Source organism: Azospirillum sp. A1-3, from assembly GCF_023806445.1.
Taxonomy (GTDB): Bacteria; Pseudomonadota; Alphaproteobacteria; order Azospirillales; family Azospirillaceae; genus Azospirillum.
In genome coordinates this window covers 1,031,216-1,050,587 of sequence record NZ_JAMSLU010000001.1, presented here as the reverse complement: position 1 = coordinate 1,050,587, position 19,372 = coordinate 1,031,216, and the positions used below count along the sequence as shown (strand labels likewise).

General features: G+C 67.3%; 19 protein-coding genes. 6 read left to right on the top strand and 13 right to left on the bottom strand.

Annotated features, from left to right (window positions below; translation table 11 throughout):
* The first annotated feature begins 21 nt into the window (after positions 1 to 21).
* The gene (locus tag M5E06_RS05015; RefSeq protein WP_252137373.1) at positions 22 to 426 is read left to right on the top strand and encodes a hypothetical protein; all 405 of its coding nucleotides are present in this window, start codon (positions 22 to 24) and stop codon (positions 424 to 426) included.
* Here M5E06_RS05015 and M5E06_RS05010 read toward each other — a convergent pair.
* The 10 genes from M5E06_RS05010 to tpiA all read right to left on the bottom strand — a co-directional run bounded on the left by M5E06_RS05010 (position 395) and on the right by tpiA (position 11,515).
* Positions 395 to 1,627 carry an ABC transporter permease gene (locus tag M5E06_RS05010; protein WP_252137372.1) on the bottom strand — a complete coding sequence of 411 codons (1,233 nt, stop codon included), beginning with the start codon at positions 1,625 to 1,627 and terminating at the stop codon, positions 395 to 397. The two genes, M5E06_RS05015 and M5E06_RS05010, sit on opposite strands and share 32 nt — an antisense overlap.
* Complete coding sequence (locus tag M5E06_RS05005; RefSeq protein ID WP_286208618.1) at positions 1,624 to 2,346, bottom strand: ABC transporter ATP-binding protein; 723 nt, start codon at positions 2,344 to 2,346, stop codon at positions 1,624 to 1,626. The genes M5E06_RS05010 and M5E06_RS05005 overlap by 4 nt, the downstream gene beginning before the upstream one ends.
* A complete protein-coding gene (locus M5E06_RS05000; protein WP_252137371.1) occupies positions 2,336 to 3,982 on the bottom strand; it encodes an efflux RND transporter periplasmic adaptor subunit in 1,647 nt (548 codons plus the stop codon). The genes M5E06_RS05005 and M5E06_RS05000 overlap by 11 nt, the downstream gene beginning before the upstream one ends.
* A gap of 85 nt (positions 3,983 to 4,067) precedes the next feature.
* On the bottom strand, positions 4,068 to 4,505 hold the full coding sequence (locus M5E06_RS04995; RefSeq protein WP_252137370.1) for a DUF192 domain-containing protein: 438 nt from the start codon (positions 4,503 to 4,505) through the stop codon (positions 4,068 to 4,070).
* 78 nt (positions 4,506 to 4,583) lie between these two features.
* Positions 4,584 to 5,411, bottom strand: coding sequence for a 3-deoxy-8-phosphooctulonate synthase (gene kdsA / locus M5E06_RS04990; protein WP_252137369.1), 828 nt, complete (start codon positions 5,409 to 5,411; stop codon positions 4,584 to 4,586).
* A gap of 249 nt (positions 5,412 to 5,660) precedes the next feature.
* A complete protein-coding gene (locus M5E06_RS04985) occupies positions 5,661 to 6,356 on the bottom strand; it encodes a dienelactone hydrolase family protein (protein WP_252137368.1) in 696 nt (231 codons plus the stop codon).
* A 74-nt stretch (positions 6,357 to 6,430) separates the two neighbouring features.
* Positions 6,431 to 8,260 (bottom strand): autotransporter domain-containing protein, encoded by a 1,830-nt coding sequence (locus M5E06_RS04980; RefSeq protein ID WP_252137367.1) that lies wholly within the window; start codon positions 8,258 to 8,260, stop codon positions 6,431 to 6,433.
* A 167-nt stretch (positions 8,261 to 8,427) separates the two neighbouring features.
* Positions 8,428 to 10,059 carry a CTP synthase gene (pyrG, locus tag M5E06_RS04975; protein ID WP_252137366.1) on the bottom strand — a complete coding sequence of 544 codons (1,632 nt, stop codon included), beginning with the start codon at positions 10,057 to 10,059 and terminating at the stop codon, positions 8,428 to 8,430.
* Positions 10,060 to 10,259: 200 nt separating this feature from the next.
* Positions 10,260 to 10,592: a preprotein translocase subunit SecG gene (gene secG, locus M5E06_RS04970; protein ID WP_109154550.1), complete on the bottom strand. Its 333-nt coding sequence runs from the start codon at positions 10,590 to 10,592 to the stop codon at positions 10,260 to 10,262.
* Positions 10,593 to 10,759: 167 nt separating this feature from the next.
* Complete coding sequence (gene tpiA, locus M5E06_RS04965) at positions 10,760 to 11,515, bottom strand: triose-phosphate isomerase (RefSeq protein ID WP_252137365.1); 756 nt, start codon at positions 11,513 to 11,515, stop codon at positions 10,760 to 10,762.
* Between the two features lie 280 nt (positions 11,516 to 11,795).
* Here tpiA and mbfA point away from each other — a divergent pair, with 280 nt between their 5' ends.
* Positions 11,796 to 12,752 (top strand): iron exporter MbfA, encoded by a 957-nt coding sequence (mbfA, locus tag M5E06_RS04960; protein ID WP_252137364.1) that lies wholly within the window; start codon positions 11,796 to 11,798, stop codon positions 12,750 to 12,752.
* Between the two features lie 114 nt (positions 12,753 to 12,866).
* On the top strand, positions 12,867 to 13,379 hold the full coding sequence (locus M5E06_RS04955) for a MarR family winged helix-turn-helix transcriptional regulator (protein ID WP_098739700.1): 513 nt from the start codon (positions 12,867 to 12,869) through the stop codon (positions 13,377 to 13,379).
* Between the two features lie 21 nt (positions 13,380 to 13,400).
* Here M5E06_RS04955 and M5E06_RS04950 read toward each other — a convergent pair whose 3' ends face one another.
* Positions 13,401 to 13,628, bottom strand: coding sequence for a hypothetical protein (locus M5E06_RS04950; protein ID WP_252137363.1), 228 nt, complete (start codon positions 13,626 to 13,628; stop codon positions 13,401 to 13,403).
* Positions 13,629 to 13,856: 228 nt separating this feature from the next.
* Here M5E06_RS04950 and M5E06_RS04945 point away from each other — a divergent pair, with 228 nt between their 5' ends.
* Positions 13,857 to 14,558 carry a response regulator gene (locus tag M5E06_RS04945; protein ID WP_136705556.1) on the top strand — a complete coding sequence of 234 codons (702 nt, stop codon included), beginning with the start codon at positions 13,857 to 13,859 and terminating at the stop codon, positions 14,556 to 14,558.
* A complete protein-coding gene (locus M5E06_RS04940; protein WP_252137362.1) occupies positions 14,555 to 15,976 on the top strand; it encodes an ATP-binding protein in 1,422 nt (473 codons plus the stop codon). Before M5E06_RS04945 ends, M5E06_RS04940 begins: the two co-directional genes overlap by 4 nt.
* Positions 15,977 to 16,123: 147 nt before the next feature.
* Here the strand turns inward: M5E06_RS04940 and M5E06_RS04935 are convergent, their stop codons facing one another.
* Positions 16,124 to 16,813: a LuxR C-terminal-related transcriptional regulator gene (locus M5E06_RS04935; protein WP_085089312.1), complete on the bottom strand. Its 690-nt coding sequence runs from the start codon at positions 16,811 to 16,813 to the stop codon at positions 16,124 to 16,126.
* 525 nt (positions 16,814 to 17,338) lie between these two features.
* On the opposite strand from M5E06_RS04935, the gene M5E06_RS04930 reads away from it, so the two are divergent.
* Positions 17,339 to 17,512, top strand: coding sequence for a hypothetical protein (locus M5E06_RS04930; protein ID WP_252137361.1), 174 nt, complete (start codon positions 17,339 to 17,341; stop codon positions 17,510 to 17,512).
* 111 nt (positions 17,513 to 17,623) lie between these two features.
* On the opposite strand, the gene M5E06_RS04925 is transcribed toward M5E06_RS04930, so the two are convergent.
* Positions 17,624 to 19,120, bottom strand: coding sequence for a DegQ family serine endoprotease (locus M5E06_RS04925; RefSeq protein ID WP_502801971.1), 1,497 nt, complete (start codon positions 19,118 to 19,120; stop codon positions 17,624 to 17,626).
* Positions 19,121 to 19,372 lie beyond the last annotated feature (252 nt).

Genomic DNA, 19,372 nt, shown 5'->3' with positions numbered 1-19,372 from the left:
CACCGTTCCGGATCCGTTTCGTTGCCATCGCTCACCCCCGCCCCGTTTGCCGTCGCCCTGTTTTTGCCCGACCTCAAGGACCGGCCGGACCGCCGCTCGGCGGTCGATCTCGCCCATCGATTGCTGCGCGCCGGCGTTGCGGTGGATGTGGTGGCACCGATGGGCGGGGGACCGCTGCGCGCGGCGCTGAACCCGGCCGTCGGGCAGATCGACCTCGCCAAGCGCCATGCTGCAACCTCGGCCCTGGCTCTGGCCCGTGTGATGGCTGAACGGCAGCCGTCACTGCTCGCCATAGCGCGCGAGGTGGCGTGGGTCGGGCGGCTGGCGCTGTGGCTGGCCCGCAGCGATGCGGGGCTTGTCGTGCTGGAGGGCGATGCGGAGGCCGATTTCGCCGCTATTCGTGCCGCAGCGCCTCGATGGGGTTGAGGCCGGCGGCGCGCCGCGCCGGGTAAAGGCCGAAGAAGACGCCGACCAGCCCGCTGACCACCACCGCAAGCACGATCGAGTCGATCCGGATCAGCGTCGGCCAGCCGGCCAGCGCCGCGACCGCCACGGCGGTTCCGATGCCCAGCGCCACCCCGACCGCGGCCCCGATCAGCGACAGGGTGATCGACTCGATCAGGAACTGCACCAGAATGTCGCGCCGCCGCGCCCCGATGGCGAGCCTCAGCCCGATCTCCCGCGTCCGTTCGGTCACCGACACCAACATGATGTTCATGATGCCGATGCCGCCGACCAGCAGCGAGACCGCAGCCACGGCGGCCAGCAGGAAAGACAGGGCGCGGGAGGACGCGTCGCGGGTCGCCGACACCTCCGACAGGTCGCGCATCCAGAAATCGTCGTCCTGGCCGGGGATCAGCCGGTGGCGCTGCCGCAGCAGGTCGCGGATCTGCGCCTGCGCCTCCGCCATGTCGGCGCCGTCCCGCATCTTCACCGCCATGCTATGGATGAAGCGCGGGTTGCTCTTCGCCATGCCCGGGATGTTGCGCTTGGCGGTGGACAGCGGCACGAAGATGACGTCGTCCTGGTCCTGGCCCTGCGTGTTCTGCCCCTTCTCCGCCAGAACACCGACGACGGTCAGCGGGGTGGAAAACAGCCGCACCGGCTCTCCGATGGGATCGCCGCCGCCGAACAGGTTGCGCACCACCGTCTGACCGAGGACCACGACCTTGTTCGCCTGCGCAACATCCTCGTCCGACAGGCCGCGTCCCAGCGCGATGGTCCAGTCGCGGGCGTCCATGTAATCCGGCGTGATGCCGAACAGAATCGTCCCCCAGTTCTGGTTGCCGGCGACGATCTGCAGGCCCCAGCGCACCGACGGCGCGGTCACCACCACGCCGGGGATCTCCGACAGCACCGCCAGCGCATCGTCCTCCGTCAAAGAGGATGCGGTGCCGGCCCCCAGCTTCACGCCGCTGCGGACGATGCTGCCCTGCCCCACCAGGATCAGGTTGGTGCCAAGGCTGGCGATCTGGCGCAGCACCTGATCGCGGGCGCCGGCTCCCACCGCGACCATGGCGATCACCGCCGCCACGCCGATGACGATACCCAGCATGGTCAGCGCGCTGCGTAGCGGGTTCGCCCGCAGGGACTCGAGCGCCGCGCGCAATGCGTCCCAGGCGGTCATGCCGCGACCTCCGGTTCCTGACGCAGATCGTCGATCAGGCGGCCATCGCGGAACTGCAGGACGCGGGCGGCAAAGCGTGCCACCTCCGGCTCGTGCGTCACCAGCACGATGGTGATGCCGCGGCGGTTCAGCCGCTGGAAAAGGCCGATGATCTCCAGGCTGGTGGCAGTGTCGAGCGCGCCGGTGGGTTCGTCGGCAAGCAGCAACAGCGGATCGTTGACCAGGGCGCGGGCGATGGCGACCCGCTGCTGCTGCCCGCCGGAAAGCTGGGTCGGCCGGTGCCTTGCCCGTTCCCGCAACCCCACCGAATCGAGCGCCGCCAGCGCCCGCTCGACCCGCTGGGCATGGCCGACGCCGGCATAGACCATCGGCAGCATGACGTTGTCGAGCGCGGTCTGGCGCGGCAGCAGGTTGAAGGACTGGAAGACGAATCCGATGCTGCGGTTCCGCACCGCCGCCAGCGCGTCGGAGGACAGGCCGGCGACCGCCTGCCCGTCCAGACGGTACCGTCCGGCATCGGGGCGGTCCAAGCAACCCAGCAGGTTCATGAAGGTGGATTTGCCGGATCCCGACGGCCCCATCACTGCCACGAACTCGCCCCGGCGGATGGTGACGGTCACGTCGTCCAGCGCGTGGACGGTCTGCGGCCCCATGCGATAGCGGCGGCTGAGGCGTTCGACAGCGATCAGGGGTTCGGGTGCCGTTGGGTCAGAAGCCAAGGCGCGGCCCCCGGCGGCTGTCGCGGTCGGGGACCAGGATGCCGGTGATGACCTCCTGCCCGGCCCGCAGGTCGCCCGACACCACCTCGGTATAGCTGCCGTCGCCAATGCCGAGCCGCACTGCTATGCCGACCGCGCTGCCATTGCCGGGGCCGGGCACCCAGACCGTCCGCATCGCCTCCACCGCCCGCCCGGGGACCACCAGAGCCTCGAAGCGGTCGCGCTGTTCCGGGTCGAGCAGCCCGGCGATTCGCTCCAGGGTCGCGGTGCGGATGGCGTTCGCCTCCACCCGGCGGCGTTCGGGGTCGCCGCCCTCGGCGTCCAGAGCGGCGAAGCGGTCGCGCGCCTCCGCCACCAGGGTGGTGATGTCGCGGCGTCTCGTCTCGTCCAACTTCAGCCCGTCAATCACCCGCCTGGCCGTCGCCTCCAGCGCCGCGGCGCCGCGCCCGCCATTGGGACCGCCGGTGGTCGGCGTCGGCGCATCGGTCGAGGCCTCGGCTCCCGGCGGGCGGAAGCGCAGGGCGGCGTTGGGCAGCTTCAGCGCGGACGGCCGCTCGTCCACCGTGATGCGCAGGTTGGCGGTCATGCCTGGCAGCAGCCGCAGCTCCGGATTCTCCACCGTGATGACGACGATGTAGGTGACGACCGTCATGTCCTCCTTCGGCGCCAGCCGCACCTGCGCCACCCGGCCGGTGAAGCTGTCGCCGGGGAAGGCGTTGACGGTGAAGCGCACTGGCATGCCTTCGCGCACCCGACCGATGTCGGCCTCGTCGATGTTGGCGAGAACCTCCATCTGACGCAGATCCTGGGCGATGGTGAACAGGGTGGGCGCCGACAGGCTGGCCGCCACCGTCTGGCCGGTGCTGACCGCCCGGTTCACCACCACCCCATCGATGGGGGAGCGGATGACGGAGCGGTTGAGGTCGACGCGGACCAGTTGCAGGGCCGCCTCGCGCTGGGCGACCTGGGCGCGGGCGACCTCCACCTGGGCGGCGGCGACCGCCAGCGAGGCATCGGCCGACGCCTCCGCCGCTTCGGCTTGCCGCCTCTGCGCACGGGCGGCGATCAATTGGGCCTGCGCGCTGTGCGCCGCGGTTTCCGCTTTCTCCAGATCGGCGGCGGCGACGACGCCGCGTCCCTGCAGGTCGCGTCGGCGCCGCAGGTCGCGCTCCGCGTCACGCTGGGCGAGATCGGCACGGACGATCTGGGCGTCGGCATTGGCGACGCTGGCCTTGGCGCTGGCGAGATCGGCCCGCGCCTTGTCGTGCAGCGCCTGCTGCTGGATCAGAGATGCCTTGGCGGAATCGACATCGGCGCCGGCCTGGGCCAGCCGGGCGGCCAGTTGGTCGCCGTTCAGCCGGGCGAGGATCTGGCCGCTGGTGACCCGGCTGTTGAAATCGGCATACAGTTCGGCGATCTGGCCGGAGAGTTGGGAACTGACTTCCACCGTCACCAGGGCGCTCATGGTGCCGGTGGCGGTGATGGCGCTGACCAGCGGGCCCTGTTCGACCCGCGCCAGCCGGTAGGCCGGCCCCGGTTCCGCCCGCGCCAGCACGACATAGGCGGACAGGCCGGCCGCGGCGCTGAGCGCCAGTCCGAGGAAAATCGCCGCCCGGCCGCTTGCTCCCTTGGCCATCCCAGCCCTCCGCGCCGCTCAAGCCCCGCGCGATTGATCTGGGAGAGTTTACGCGAAAGTCATGGGCGGCGGATCATCTATCCGCTCAGGGCTTGGCGATGTCGGGAGATACCACGCGGTCGCCGGGACGGATGCCCAGCCGCGAGGCCATGCCGCCGTTCAACTCCAGGATCGCCTTCACCGGACCGTCGGAATTGACCGAGTCCAGCGATTCCGGCACCGCGCGCTCGTGGATGTTCACGATGCGGCCGTCGGCGGCGATGAACAGCATGTCGAGCGGGATCAGCGTGTTCTTCATCCAGAAGCTGGCCGGCTGCACCCGGTCGTAGACGAACAACATCCCGGCATCGGCCGGCATCGACTGGCGGAACATCAGACCCTGGGCCTGCTGGCCGGGCGTCAGCGCCAGTTCGACGTCGAAGCGGAACTTGCCGCCGCCCGACGTTTCGACGGTCAGCTTGGATTTCTGAAAGCTTTCCAGCGCCATCGCCGGGAAGGCGACCACCAGCAGCAGGAGCGCCACGACTGCACCCCGAAAACTCCGACCGACCATCATGACTGTCCCCGAAGGCTGAACCGGCCCGTTCCAAGTTACACGTTTTTAGGACTTCGCCAGACGGTCGAAGGCCTGGAGCTTCGCCAGCAGGGCCGGCATGTCCTTCAGCGGGACCATGTTCGGGCCATCGCTGGGGGCGCAATCGGGGTTCTCGTGCGTCTCCATGAAGACGGCGGCGACGCCGACCGCGATGGCGGCACGGGCCAGAACCGGCACGAACTCGCGCTGCCCCCCCGACGTGGTGCCCTGCCCGCCCGGCTGCTGGACGGAATGGGTGGCGTCGAACACCACCGGGAAGCCGGTCTCCGCCATGATCGGCAGGGAACGCATGTCCGACACCAGCGTGTTGTAGCCGAAGCTGGCGCCGCGCTCGCACAGCAGGACGCGCTCATTGCCGGAGGCGACCAGCTTGGCGGCGACGTTCTTCATGTCCCACGGCGCCAGGAACTGGCCCTTCTTGACGTTCACCGCGCGGCCGGTTTCTGCGGCGGCGATCAGCAGGTCGGTCTGGCGGCAGAGGAAGGCCGGGATCTGCAGCACGTCCACCGCCTCGGCGACGGGGGCGCACTGGGTCGATTCATGCACGTCGGTGATGACCGGGCAGCCGAAGCGCTCGCGGATTTCCGCGAAGATCGGCAGCGCCTTGTCCATACCCAGGCCGCGCGCGGTGGTGATCGAGGTGCGGTTGGCCTTGTCGAAGCTCGACTTGTAGATCAGCCCCATGCCCAGCGCCTTGGTCATCTCCACCAGGGCAGACGCAGTCTCCATCGCATGGTCGCGGCTTTCCATCTGGCAGGGGCCGGCGATCAGGACGAAGGGACGGTCGTTGGCAACGGTCAGGTCGCCGATCTGGACAGGGCGCGGCGTGGTCATCGGAGTGCTCCAAAACAAAACGGGCGAGAGGGCGCCAGTGGGCCTTTGCATCCCATTAAATGGGGGGATGGTCAATGGCGGGCGGCGGTGCGCGCTGCAAGCCACTTAGGCGCCTGCCGAATGCCCCCTCCCCGACCCTCCCCCGCTTTGCGGGAGAGGGAGCTGAGCGCATGAGCGGCGGAGTTCCCTCTCCCGCAAAGCGGGGGAGGGTTAGGGAGGGGGCAAAAGCACCTCAGAAATCGATCACCCTCACCCCAGATGCGTGCGGAAGAACTCCACCGTCAGCCGGTTGGCCTCGTCGGCCGCGTCCTGGTCGTAATGCTCGCCGCCCGGCCGGGCGAAGGCGTGGTCCATGCCGGGATAGACCTTGGCGGTCACCCACCTGTTGTCCTTCACCCCGGCCACCACCGCGTCGCGCTTGTCGGGGCTGGAGAACTTGTCGTTTTCCGCGATGTGCAGAAGCAACGGCTTGGAGATCTTACCCACCTCGCCCAGCAGGCCTTCCAGCCCGACGCCGTAATAGCCGACATTGGCGTCGGCGTCCGACCGCGTCGCCATCATGAAGGCCAGCCGGCCGCCCAGGCAGTAGCCGACGCTGCCGGCCTTGCCGGTGCATCCATCCTGCCCGCGCACCCAGGCCAGCGCCGCCTTCAGGTCCTCCACCGCCTTGTCCTGATCCATGCCGTTCATCAGGGCGAAGGCCTTGTTCCACTCCTCCTGCGTCTTGTCGGTCAGCTGCACGCCCGGCTGCTGGCGCCAGAACAGGTCGGGGCACACGGCCAGGAATCCTTGCGAGGCATACCAGTCGCATTGCTCGCGCATCACCGCGTTGACGCCGAAGATTTCCTGGATCACCACCAGACCGCCGGCGGGCGTCACCTTGGGCTTGGCGACATAAGCCGAAAAGCGGCCGCCATCGGCGGCATCGATCATCACCTCGGACATGGCTTTGTTTTCCTCCCGTTGACAAATCCGCCCCTGATATGGAGCGGACTTGCCCCCGGTCACCCCGCCTTTCGTCAGAAACCGACGCTGACGCCGACAAAGCCGCCGTAATCGCGGCGGTTCTCCTCACCCACCCGCGCATTCAGGCCGAGCGTGCCGGTGACCGACTCCGCCAGCTTGAAGGAGGCGCCGGCCGTCAGATCGACATAGCTGCGGTCGGGCTTCGCCACCGCTACATCGTAGGCGAGCGTGGAGATGCTGCGGCTTTCCACCGTGATGCTGCGCTGGTCGTCCTTGAACTCCCGGTTCAGCGTCACCTTGGCGTAGGGCAGGACGCTGCCGAAATCATAGGCCGCCTGATAGCCGACGCTACCGACCAGCGAATTGCGGGTCTGCGAGCGGTAGGTGAAGCCGAACAGGCTGCTGTCCTCGCTGAAGCCCTCGACCTCGACATGCTGGTAGCGCAGGCCCAGCACCGGGCCATGGGTCAGCCCGCCGGTCATGAACTCATAGCCGCCCTCGGCACCGATGGAGGCGTTGATGCCCTCGGTGCTGCCGACGGTGGAATGGTCAGTGCCATTGATGGTCACGCCGCGCCGCAGGTCGTAATCGGCGAAGCCGATGGACCCGACGCCGTTCACAAAGGCGCCGCCCATGCGATAGATGCCGTAGCCGCTCAGCACATACTCCCGCTGCTTGTAATCGCCGCCGGTGGAGAAGCTGCCGCGGTAATGCGACGCCGTGCCGGCCACGCCGAGCAGCAGGTTTTCGGTGAAGCGCTTGTCGATGCCGACGCTGACAGACAGCGGCGTGCCGCGCACCTCCGTCTGTTCGCCGATGCCGGGATCGCCGGTGCGGTCGCTGGTCAGCCGGCCGACTCCGCCGCTGACCCAGGCGCCGGTCGTGCCCGGCTTGCGGCTCCACAGGCTGGTTGCCGCCTGGGCGAGGATGGTGGCGGTCAGCCGGTCGCGGGTGTGGATCGGCGATTCGGCAAGCTGCGCCACATTGCCGGGGGCGGTCAGCGCGTTCAGCACGAAGTCCGACACCGCGCGATGACCGGCCGTGGTCGGGTGGACACCGTCGGCGAACAGGTAGCTCTCCGCGGCGTTCGGCGCCACCAGCGAGGCGGAGGTGCAGAGCAGTGAGCTGCTGGTGGTGCAGGCGGTGCCGGTCGCATTGGCGAAGCCGAAGGAGGCCGGATTCGCCACCGCAGCCCGCAGCAGCGAATAGGTGTCGATCGGAATGACCGAGACGCCAGCATTCGCCAGTCCCAGCGTGACCAGCTGGTTGTAGCCGCTGACCAGCTGCGTGATCTGCGCCGCCGCCGTCGCGCCCTGCGCCTGCCCGAACGGGGTCGATCCGATGTCCGGCACCGTCGGCACCAGGATGGTGCGCGCCCCGGCGGCGCGCAGCCGCGCCACCTGAGTCACCAGATCGCCGGCCGCCTGCGTCACCGTCGCCTGGGCGGTCGCCGGATTGCTGAGCGCGGCGAAGATATCGTTGGCGCCTCCCCAGACCGTGTAGAGCGCGTTCGGATCGGCCCGTCCGCCGGTGGAGGCGAGATAGCCGGAGACCTGCGTCGCCACGCTGGGCGCCAAGGCCGTCGGGCCGGTCGCCGGGACGCCGATGGAGGTGTTCACCCGCGCACCGCCAACCGCATAGTCGGTGCCGCCCCGCGCCGCCGTGGTGGCGGAGGTACCGAGCGCGCCGGCAAGGTTCTCCGCCCACACCGGCCCCGGATTGGTGGTGAACTTGCCGCCGAACGGCAGCAGCGACTGGAACGCCCCGCTGTCGGTCAGGCTGTCGCCGAAGAAGATGGTGGAGGAATAGTCCGCCGCGACGGCCGGGACCGCGGCGAGCGCGGTCAGGCAGGTGGCGAGCGCAGCGATCCTGACGCGATTCATGGTCACTCCCCGATCCGATTGCTTGGTTATGCGATTTTCCGCGGATCGTCGCACAAGGTTTTCGGGGGCGCAAGGAAGCTGACGTATAGGGAAAGTGCCGGACGTGAAAACGCCCCGCCTTTGGGGGCGGGGCGTTTTCAGGCCTGAAAATGTGGCTTAAGAAACCGTCAGACCAACCGGCTCTGATCGATGGCCGCCTTGATGAAGGCGGTGAACAGCGGGTGCGGCTCGAACGGCTTGGACTTCAGTTCCGGGTGGAACTGCACGCCGATGAACCAGGGATGGTCGGGGATCTCGACGATCTCCGGCAGTTCCCCGTCCGGCGACAGACCGCTGAACTTCATGCCGCAGCGCTCCAGACGCTCCTTGTAGTACACGTTCACCTCATAGCGGTGACGGTGACGTTCGGAGATGTCGGTGGTGCCATAGACCTCGGCGACCTTGCTGCCCTCCAGCAGCTTGGCGGGATAGGCGCCGAGCCGCATGGTGCCGCCCAGATCGCCGACCTCGGCACGCCGCTCCAGCGTGTTGCCGCGCATCCACTCCGTCATCAGGCCGACGACCGGATTGCCCGGCTTGCCCAGCTCGGTGGAGCCGGCATCCTCGATCTTCGCCATGTTGCGGGCGGCTTCGATCACCGCCATCTGCATGCCGAAGCAGATGCCGAAGTACGGCACCTTGCGCTCACGCGCGAATTGGGCCGCCCGGATCTTGCCTTCCGTCCCGCGCGAACCGAAGCCGCCCGGCACCAGGATGCCGTGGACATTCTCCAGCCGCTTCACCGCCGCGTCGTCATCCTCGAAGATCTCCGAATCGATCCAGTCGAGGTTGACCTTGACGTTGTTGGCGATGCCGCCGTGGGTCAGCGCCTCGGCCAGCGACTTGTAGCTGTCGAGCAGGCTGATGTACTTGCCGACCACCGCGATGGTAACCTCGCCCTGCGGCTTGCGCACCCGCTCCATGATGCGGGTCCAGCGCGACAGGTCCGGCTCCTTGTCGACCGGCAGGCCGAAATAGCTCAGGACCTGGGTGTCGAAGCCTTCCTCGTGGTAGCTGATCGGCACCTGATAGATCGAATCGACGTCCAGCGCCGCGATCACCCGCTCCGGACGGATGTTGCAGAACAGCGCGATCTTCTTGCGCTCGTTCTCCGGAATCGGACGATCGGCGCGGCACAGCAGGATGTTGGCCTGGATGCCGACGCTCAGCAGTTCCTTCACCGAATGCTGGGTCGGCTTGGTCTTCAGCTCGCCGGCCGTCGGGATGTAGGGCAGCAGGGTCAGGTGGATGTAGAGGACATTCTCCTGCCCGACCTCGTTGCCGAACTGGCGGATCGCCTCCAGGAAGGGCAGCGACTCGATATCGCCCACCGTGCCGCCGATCTCGATCAGGATGAAGTCCTCATCGGTGGCGTCGGCGCGGATGAACTCCTTGATCTCGTCGGTGATGTGCGGAATGACCTGGACGGTGCCGCCCAGGTAATCGCCGCGACGCTCCTTCGCGATCACGGTGGAGTAGATGCGGCCGGTGGTGATGTTGTCGCCCTTGCGGGCCGACACGCCGGTGAAGCGCTCGTAATGGCCGAGATCCAGGTCCGTCTCAGCCCCGTCGTCGGTCACGAAGACCTCGCCGTGCTGATAGGGGCTCATCGTGCCGGGATCGACGTTCAGATACGGATCCAGCTTGCGCAGCCGCACCTTGTAGCCGCGCGCCTGGAGAAGCGCCCCAAGCGCCGCCGATGCCAGACCTTTGCCCAGCGAAGAAACGACGCCACCGGTGATGAAGATGTAGCGAGTCATGTCCGTCCGAAGAGCTTGAGAGCTGTTCCATGTCCCCGGAGGGGACGCATGTTTCCTGTCCCCATAGGGGGCGGATATTTCATGTCCCCGAGGGGTCGGCGCCGAAACTCACGTCGCGGTCGTCGGCCCTCAAAAGAAAGAGGCGGCTTCGGGGAGGCCGCCTCGCTGTCCGCTTCGTACCCGTGCGCTGGATGGTCCCTTTACTGGGACACCGGCGGCGCGGGTTGGGCCGGAGCGGCCGGGGTCGCCGGCTGGGCCGGGGCCGTCGGAGAGGCCGGCAGCGTGTCGATGATCGACGCCGGACGCGAATGGCCGCCGGCCAGGATCGCCAGCACGATGCTGGTCGCGAAGAAGCAGCCCGCCAGAATGCCGGTGGTCCGCGTCAGCAGGTTGGCCGTGCCACGGGTGCTCATCATGCCGCCCATGGTACCGCCGCCGATGCCGAGTCCGCCGCCTTCCGACCGCTGGATCAGGATCACGCCGACCAGCCCGACGGCGATCAGCAGGTGAATAACCAGAATCACCGATTCCATGCGATGCTCACCCCACGCCCATCCCAAAAATCGAATAGCGCGCCACAGGCCGTCTTAAGGGCCCGTGGCGCGCGCCCATTGTTTGTACCGCGCCGCCGCGGGATATGCCAGCGCCAAAATACCCAGGCCATATCCATTGGCGGCATGGCTGACACCAGCGTGGTGTATCAGCGGCAGGCGGTGGCGATGGCCCAGAAATCGTCGGCCTTCAGGGCCGCGCCGCCGACCAGCGCGCCGTCGACATTCTCCACCGCCATCAGCTCCGCCGCGTTGTTCGGCTTGACCGAACCGCCATAGAGGATGCGGACCTTCGTGGACTCGGCGATCTTGCCGTCCAGCTCGGCGCGGATGTGGGCGTGCATCGCCTTCACGTCGTCCGGAGTCGCGGTCTTGCCGGTGCCGATGGCCCAGACCGGCTCATAGGCGATGACGGTGTTCTCGGCCGTCGCGCCGGCCGGGATGGAGCCGGCGAGCTGGCCCGACACCACGGCATTGGCCTGGCCGGCGTCGCGCTGCGCCTCGGTCTCGCCGACGCAGATGATGGCGACCAGGCCCTCTTTGTGGGCGGCCACCGCCTTGGCGTTCACCACGGCATCGCTCTCGCCATGGTCGGCGCGGCGCTCCGAATGGCCGAGGATGACGAAGCGGCAGCCGGCATCCTTCAGCATGGTCGGCGCCACGTCGCCGGTATGGGCGCCGGAGGTCTTCGGCGCGCAATCCTGGCCGCCCAGCGCCAGCGGGCTGTCGGCAATCGCCTCTCCCACCGGGAACAGCAGCGGGAAGGGCGGGCAGACCAGCATGTCGAAAACGACCGGGCCGGCACCCTTCAGCCGGCCGGCGAGGTCGGAGGCGAGATCCAGCCCGTCGGCCTTCAACCCGTTCATCTTCCAGTTTCCGGCGATCAGCTTCCGGTTGGCGATCATGGTCGTTTCCTTCTTGTCTCGGCTTTATATGGGAACTTGTGGAACGTTCTTGGCCTCTCGTGACCCAAGCCCATAGCAAGCCCGCCGCGGAAATTCCACTCACCCGACCGGCACATCGGCCGTCGGCAGCCATAAGAGACATCTTGTAGCAGTCCCCCGGCGAAGGCCCATCAGCCCCCCGGCGACGCCACATCAGACGAAGTGCCATGTTGCGGATGCTCCTAGGCGGAATAGCATCATTCGCAACGCACCATCCAGACGCGGCGAAGGCCTGACCCCCATGAAGAACTTCTCGGACCTGACGGAAAAGGAGCTGCTGGCGCTCGCCATCGCGCTGGAGGAGGAGGACAGCCGCATCTATGACGAGTTCGCCCACGCCCTCACCGACAATTACCCGGACACGGCCAAGCTGTTCAGCGCCATGGCGTCGGAGGAGAGCGGGCACCGGCACCGGCTGCTGGAGCTGTTCCGTGCGCGATTCGGCGACCACATCCCGCTGATCCGCCGCCAGGACGTGAAGGGATTCGTGGAGCGCAAGCCGGTCTGGCTGAGCCGGCCGCTGGGCCTCGAAACCGTGCGCCGGCAGGCCGAATTGATGGAGGCGGAGACCAAGCGCTTCTACACCCGCGCCGCCCAGCGGTCGCAGGACGCAGCCGTTCGCCAGTTGCTGGGCGATCTGGCCGAGGAGGAGCGCCGGCACGAGGCCAAGGCCGAACGGCTGGAGGCGAAATACGTCTCACCGGAGGTTCGGGAGCAGGAACACGAATCGGAACGCCGGCTGTTCCTGCTGCAGGTGGTGCAGCCGGGTCTGGCCGGGCTGATGGACGGGTCGGTGTCGACCCTGGCCCCACTGTTCGCCGCCGCCTTCGCCACCCAGGACAGTCACGAGACCTTTCTGGTCGGTCTGGCCGCCTCCATCGGCGCCGGCATCTCCATGGGATTCGCCGAGGCTCTGTCCGATAACGGGTCGCTGACCGGGCGCGGCAGTCCCTGGCTGCGCGGGCTGGTCTGCGGCGCGATGACCACGCTGGGCGGGCTGGGCCACGCCCTGCCCTATCTGATCCCGCATTTCTGGACGGCGACCGCCATCGCCGTTGGCGTGGTGGTGGTCGAACTGGCCATCATCGCCTGGATTCGCAACCGCTATATGGACACGCCGCTGCTGTCCGCCGCCTTCCAGGTGGTGGTCGGCGGGCTGCTGGTTTTCGCCACGGGCATCCTGATCGGCAGCGCCTGAGCGGCGGCGGGAAAAGCCGTTTGCGGGAATGAGCTTGTTCTTGTAACCGGGCGCACGATTGTTTATGTCTGAGTTGCTGTCCTAATTAGAACAAATTGAACCAACCGCGTCGCCATGGCCGATCTGAAAGCAGGCGTTAACCAGCTCTTCCTCCGCGAGGAGGAACTCCGTACCGGGATGGAGCTGCTTTTCTACGCCTATCGCGAATTCACCGCCGAACCGGACGAAATTCTGGCGGAGATCGGCTTCGGCCGCGCGCATCACCGCGTGATCTACTTCGTCGGCCGCTATCCCAAGATCACCGTTTCGGAACTGCTGGCGATCCTGAAGATCACCAAGCAGAGTCTGTCGCGCGTGCTGGGCGAGTTGGTGCGCCAGGGCTTCATCGATCAGCAGACCGGCGCCCGCGACCGGCGGCAACGGCTGCTGGAGTTGACGGAAAAGGGTGTCGAGCTGGAACGCCAGCTGTCGGAAACCCAGCGTCAGCGCATTGCCCGCGCCTATCGCATGGCGGGGGCCGAGGCGGTGGAGGGATTCCGCAAGGTGATGATGGGCATGCTGGACGAGGAGGACCGGGCGAAATTCGCACCGCCCGTTCCCCCTGCCCGTCTTGCCGTGAAACGCTAAATCAGGAAACGCTGGACCGGATCAGCCGGCCTTCGATTCGGTAGTCTCCACCGGCGCTGCGGATTGGGTTTCCGCCGGCTTGTCTTCGGTTGCGCCCTGGGTTGCACCGTCAGCCGGCTTTTCGGCCGCCGCCTTTGCCTCATTGGGATTGCGGCGGCGGAAGCCGCCCTTGCGGTAAACCACGTTTTCGGAGGCACCCGGCGGGCATTGGACGATGTTCCCTCCCTTCGCGAGGAAGGCGCGGGTCATGTCGGCGAGGTCTTGGGCGTCCAGGTCCCTGGGGTCGTTGGACCTGTGGTGGTCGGCCATCGTGATCGCTCCTCGTGTCTCTCGGCCCTCGTAGAGGACATATGGAGGATAACACGGTTCGAGGTCGAAACGGCCAAACGCTTACACGCCTGCCCGCCATGCATACCCAAGGTATGTCTCGCATGGCGCCCCTATGTCGATTGCGGGGAGCCGCGTTATAGTCCCGTCATGACCGAAGATCAGCCCCACATCCTGGTCGTCGACGACGACACCCGCCTGCGCGAACTTCTGCGCAAGTATCTCGCCGGAAACGGCTTTCTTGTCAGCACGGCCCGCGACGCCGCCGACGCGCGGGCGCAACTGGGCGGGCTCGCCTTCGACCTGCTGGTGCTCGACATCATGATGCCGGGCGAGTCGGGGCTGTCGCTGACCGAATCGCTGCGGCGCGAGCGCGACCTGCCGATCCTGCTGCTGACCGCCCGCGACGAGCCGGACGACCGCATCGCCGGATTGGAGGCCGGGGCCGATGATTATCTCGCGAAGCCCTTCAATCCGCGCGAACTGCTGTTGCGCATCAACTCCATCCTGCGCCGGCAGGCGACGCGCCCGCCGGAACCGGCAGCCCCGCCCGCGGCGCCAGTGCGGCTCGGCCCCCTCATCTACCTGCCCGACCGCGACGAGCTGCGCCACGGCGACGAGGTGATCCGCCTGACCACGGCGGAGGCCAGCCTGCTGCGCATCCTCGCCGCCTCCCCCGGCGTGACCTTCACGCGCGATGAACTGACGGAGCGCAGCAAGGTCGCCGGCAACGCCCGTACCGTCGATGTCCAGGTGACCCGCCTGCGCCGGAAGATCGAGGCCGACCCGCGCGAGCCGCGCTATCTCCACACCGTCCGTGGCGAGGGCTATGTGCTGAGGCCCGATCCGTGACGGCGGCCGGCAGCGGACGGGCCGACAGCGGAGGGGCCGGCGCCGACGGCGCGGCGGCCGGCCGGGCGGCGGCGCGGCGCGCCGAACGACGGCGTCGCACGCCGTTCCTGAAACGCTTCCTGCCGCGCACCCTGTTCGGCAGGTCGCTGCTGATCATCGTCACGCCGGTGATCCTGGCCCAGGCGGTGGCGACCTGGATCTTCTACGACCGCCATTGGGACACGGTGACCAACCGGCTGGCCTATGCGGTCGCCGGCGATATCGCCACCGTCATCGCCATGCTGGAGCGCGACCCGTCGCAGGACGGCCGCGACTGGACGCTGGCCACCGCCGCCCGCACGACGGACCTGATCGTCACGGTGGAGCCGGACCAGATCCTGCCGGACAAGCGCCGGGAGCTGAGCGGCCTGCTGGAACGCACGCTGGGCAAGGCGCTGGACGAACGGGTCGGCCGCCCCTTCACCATCAACACCCGCGTCGCCCACGAATGGTACGAGATCCGGGTGCAGATGGCCGACGGCGTGCTGTCGGTGATGTCGCCGGAACGCCGGCTGTTCACGCCGACCAGCTATATCTTCATCCTGTGGATGGTCGGATCGGCCATCGTGCTGTTCGCCGTCGCCATCCTGTTCATGCGCAACCAGATCCGGCCGATCAAGCGGCTGGCCATCGCCGCCGACGCGCTCGGCAAGGGCCGCGACGTCTCCAACTTCAAGATGGAGGGCGCGACGGAGGTGCGGCAGGCGGCCTCCGCCTTCCTGCTGATGCGCGAACGCATCCAGCGCCAGATCAACCAGCGCACCGAGATGCTGGCCGGTGTCAGCCACGATCTGCGCACGCCGCTGACCCGGATGAAGCTGGCGCTCGACATGATCGAGGATCCCGATCTGGATCCGGAGGTGGAGGAGCTGAAGGCCGACGTCGCCGAGATGGAAACCATGATCGAAGGCTATCTCGCTTTCGCCCGCGGCGAGGGGACGGAGGCGGTGCAGCCGACCGACCTGACCCGCCTGCTGAACGAGGTCGCCGCCGGCGCGCGGCGCGACGGGACCGAAGTGACGCTGACCGCGCCCGACGGGCTGATCCTGCCGCTGCGCCCGAATGCGGTCCGCCGCTGCATCGCCAACCTGCTGGTCAATGCCGGCCGCCATGCCGGCACCGCCTGGGTCAAGGCCGAACCGAAGGACGGCATCATCGAGATCACCGTGGACGACGACGGACCCGGCATCCCCGCCTATCTGCGCGACGATGTGTTCAAACCCTTCTTCCGCGTCGACAGCAGCCGCAATCTCGACACCGGCGGGTCCGGCCTGGGGCTGACCATCGCGCGTGACGTGGCGCGCAGCCACGGCGGCGACATCACGCTGGACGACAGCCCCTACGGCGGCCTGCGCGCGGTGATCCGGCTGCCGGTTTGATCCCCGGTTACTCCGATCCAATGATGTAATCGCATGAAAAAGCCCGCCTTCATTCAGGCGGGCAATTCATGTCATGCAATGACGGCCACATCCCACCTTCCCTGCGGACAGGCAAGGTGGGGATGGGGGCAATGGACGGGTGTATCGTTACTGGTTCGCCGCCGCGGCGACCACGTTGGCGCCGGCCAACTCGCCGCCGATGCCGTTGTTCAGCGCCCAGATGGCGGCCTGGGTGCGGTTGGAAGCGTTGATCTTGCGCAGCAGGCTCTTCAGGTGAACCTTCACGGTGGCTTCCGTGATGTTCAGGTGGTTGGCGATCATCTTGTTGCTGTCGCCGTTCAGCAGGCAGCGCAGGATCTGAACCTCGCGCTGCGACAGGCCCTTGCGCGACACCGGCATTTCGGTGCCGTTGCCGTTGACGCGGCCAGAGATCAGCAGAGCCGCCAGATGGGTCGGGAACACCTTCTCGCCCATCATCACCAGCTTCAGCGACTGGGCCAGCGCATCGGACGACAGATCCTTCATCAGGTAGCCGTCGGCACCGGCCTCCAGCGCATTGGCAAGACGGCGGGTGCACAGGTCGCTGGTCAGGATGACCATGCGGGTTTCCGGAAGCAGGGCGCGCAGACGGCGCATCCCGTCGGCTTCCTCGTCGCCGCCATTCTGCAGATCCAGAAGGACAAGCTGAGGCCGCAAGCCGCTTTCAACCGACCCCAGCGCCTCCCGCAGGTTTCCCGCCTCGGCAACGATCTGGAAGGGCGAATCATCGAGAAGGCGCTTCAGCCCCTCGCGAAACAGCTTGTTCGAGTCGATTAGAAAAGCGCGCACTGAGTCCATCGTCCGCTCCCGCAATTTTGGTCGATCGTCATGACGTCGTGGCCAGGGTGGAGGCCGTTGTACAGAGGAAGGTCCCGACGCATTGGCGATTCGGCGATTACCCCTGGATAGCTTCGGCAGGCCGTTATTTAGGGGGAGGTTACCCCCGTGTCGTGTCCTACGGTACCACTCTCCGGAGTTAAAAGAAGAACGCATTGGGCATATGCGCAAAGCCTCTCCAAGATTGCCGGTTCCAAAGATATCACAGTAGCGAACATTGACGCGCTCGAAGGCGTTAACTGTTTTGTTAACCACCACTTATTTGCGTAAGACAGCGTCTCTTAAGCGAGGAAGGGCACATTTTTCTCACACGAAGTTGCATCGGCAGCTGCCGACGTGGTGATGCGAACAGATAACCCGAATGGAGAGGATACACTTTCGATATAGTCGCGCCTGCGGCCATGGTCGTACCGCTTGACCGGTCCGGGCCGCGCATGCGCATTTCTGCCGGCTTCCGCCGCCCGGCGGACACAGGACGAGGACGGGATGGGCTGGCAGATCATCGTCGCCGCCATGGCGGGCTATCTGGTGCTGCTGGGGCGCAGTGCGTGGAAGCAGGGCGAGTTCCGCCAGTTCCTGCGCAGCCTCGCCATCGTCGGCACCCTGTGCGCGCTGGTGGCCGGCGCCGTGGCCCTGGCGATGCTGCTGGACCGCACATAGGCCGCTGAGCCGCCTCCCTGCCCCCTCTCCCCACCGCCGCAACAAAAAAGGCGCCGGCGGTTTCCCGCCGACGCCCCATTTTGGACGCACGTGTTCCTTCGCCGCAGCCGGTCAGCTGAGCGGGATCGCCACGAAGCGCAGATCGCCCTTGCGGTCGACCAGAAGCAGAACGGACTTCTTGTTCTGCTCCTTGGCTTTCTGGACCTTGGCGGTCACGTCCTCAGGCTTGCGAACCTCTTCCTGCCCGACCTCGATGATGACGTCGCCGGCACGCAGGCCCTTCTCCGCCGCGGTGGAGTTGCCGGCCACATCGGTGATGACCACGCCCTTCATGTCGGGCTTGATCTCATACTGCTGGCGCAGCTCCGGCGTGATGGCGGTCAGCTTCATGCCGAGCGATTCGGTCGGCTTCTGGGCCGGAGCCTTTTCCTTCGGCTGCTGCTTGTCTTCCGGACCGGCGGCGAGCAGACCTTGCTCCTCCGCGGCTTCCAACTCGCCGACCTTGACCTGGACGGTCTGCGACTTGCCCTTGCGCCACACCTCGACCGGGACGGCCTTGTCGATGCTGGTTTCGGCGACGACGCGCGGCAGGCGACGCATCTCGTCGATTTCCTTGCCGTCGAACTTGGTCACCACGTCGCCGGCCTGGATGCCGCCCTTGGCGGCGGGACCTTCCGGCGTGACGGAGGCGACCAGCGCACCCTTGTGGTTGGGCAGCCCCAGGCTTTCGGCGATCTCCGGCGTCACCGCCTGGATGCGCACACCCAGCCAGCCGCGGCGGGTCTTGCCATATTCCTTCAACTGCGCCACGACCTGCTTGGCGAGGTTGGACGGAATGGCGAAGCCGATGCCGACCGACCCGCCCGACGGCGAGAAGATGGCGGTGTTGATGCCGATGACCTCGCCGTTCAGGTTGAACATCGGGCCGCCGGAATTGCCGCGGTTGATCGAGGCGTCGGTCTGCAGGAAATCGTCATACGGGCCGGCGTCGATGTTGCGCTGGCGCGCCGAGATGATGCCGGCGGTGACCGACCCGCCCAGACCGAACGGGTTGCCGATGGCCAGCACCCAGTCGCCGACGCGCATGGCGTCGCTGTCGCCGAAGGGCACGGCGACCAGCGGGTGGCTGGTCTTGATCTTCAGCAGGGCGAGGTCGGTCTTGCTGTCCTTGCCGACCAGCTCCGCCTTGATGTTGGTGTCGTCCTGCAGGATGACGGTGATCTCGTCGGCGTCCTGAACGACGTGGTTGTTGGTGACCACATAGCCGTTCTTGGCGTCGATGACGAAGCCGGAACCCAGCGAGGTCGCCTTGCGTTGCGGCTGGTCCTGCTGCTGCTGGCGGTCGAAGAAGTCCTTGAAGAAATCCTCGAAGGGCGAGCCCGGCGGGAATTGCGGAATCTCCGGCCGCTGGCCCTGCGGACGCTGCGGCGCGTTCTGGCTGGTGGAGATGTTGACGACCGCCGGCAGCAGCTTTTCCGCGAGGTCGGCGAAGCTGCCGGGCGCATTGCGGGGCGGCGTTGCCGCCTGGGCTTGGGCCGCCTGGGCCTGGGCGGGTGCGGCACCGGCCAGCGCGCCGATGACGGCACCGCCGGCCATGACCGAAGTCATGCCCCAGACGATGGCGGCGACCAGCGGCCGGACGCCCGCCTTGCGAGGCCGGGCTTTGGCCACGGCGCCGCGCGTGGCGGGTTCGAAGTTGGGTATGCGAATCAACGTGCTCTCCCTACCAGACGTCCGGCCGATTCCGTGGGCGGGAGCGGCCGCCCGGTTCTGGGCCATATATGTGTTGGGCCACGAGTATGGCCGCAAGATGGCGTGCCGGTCCAGTCGGCACCAGTGGAAATCTTAAGCCTTCGGATT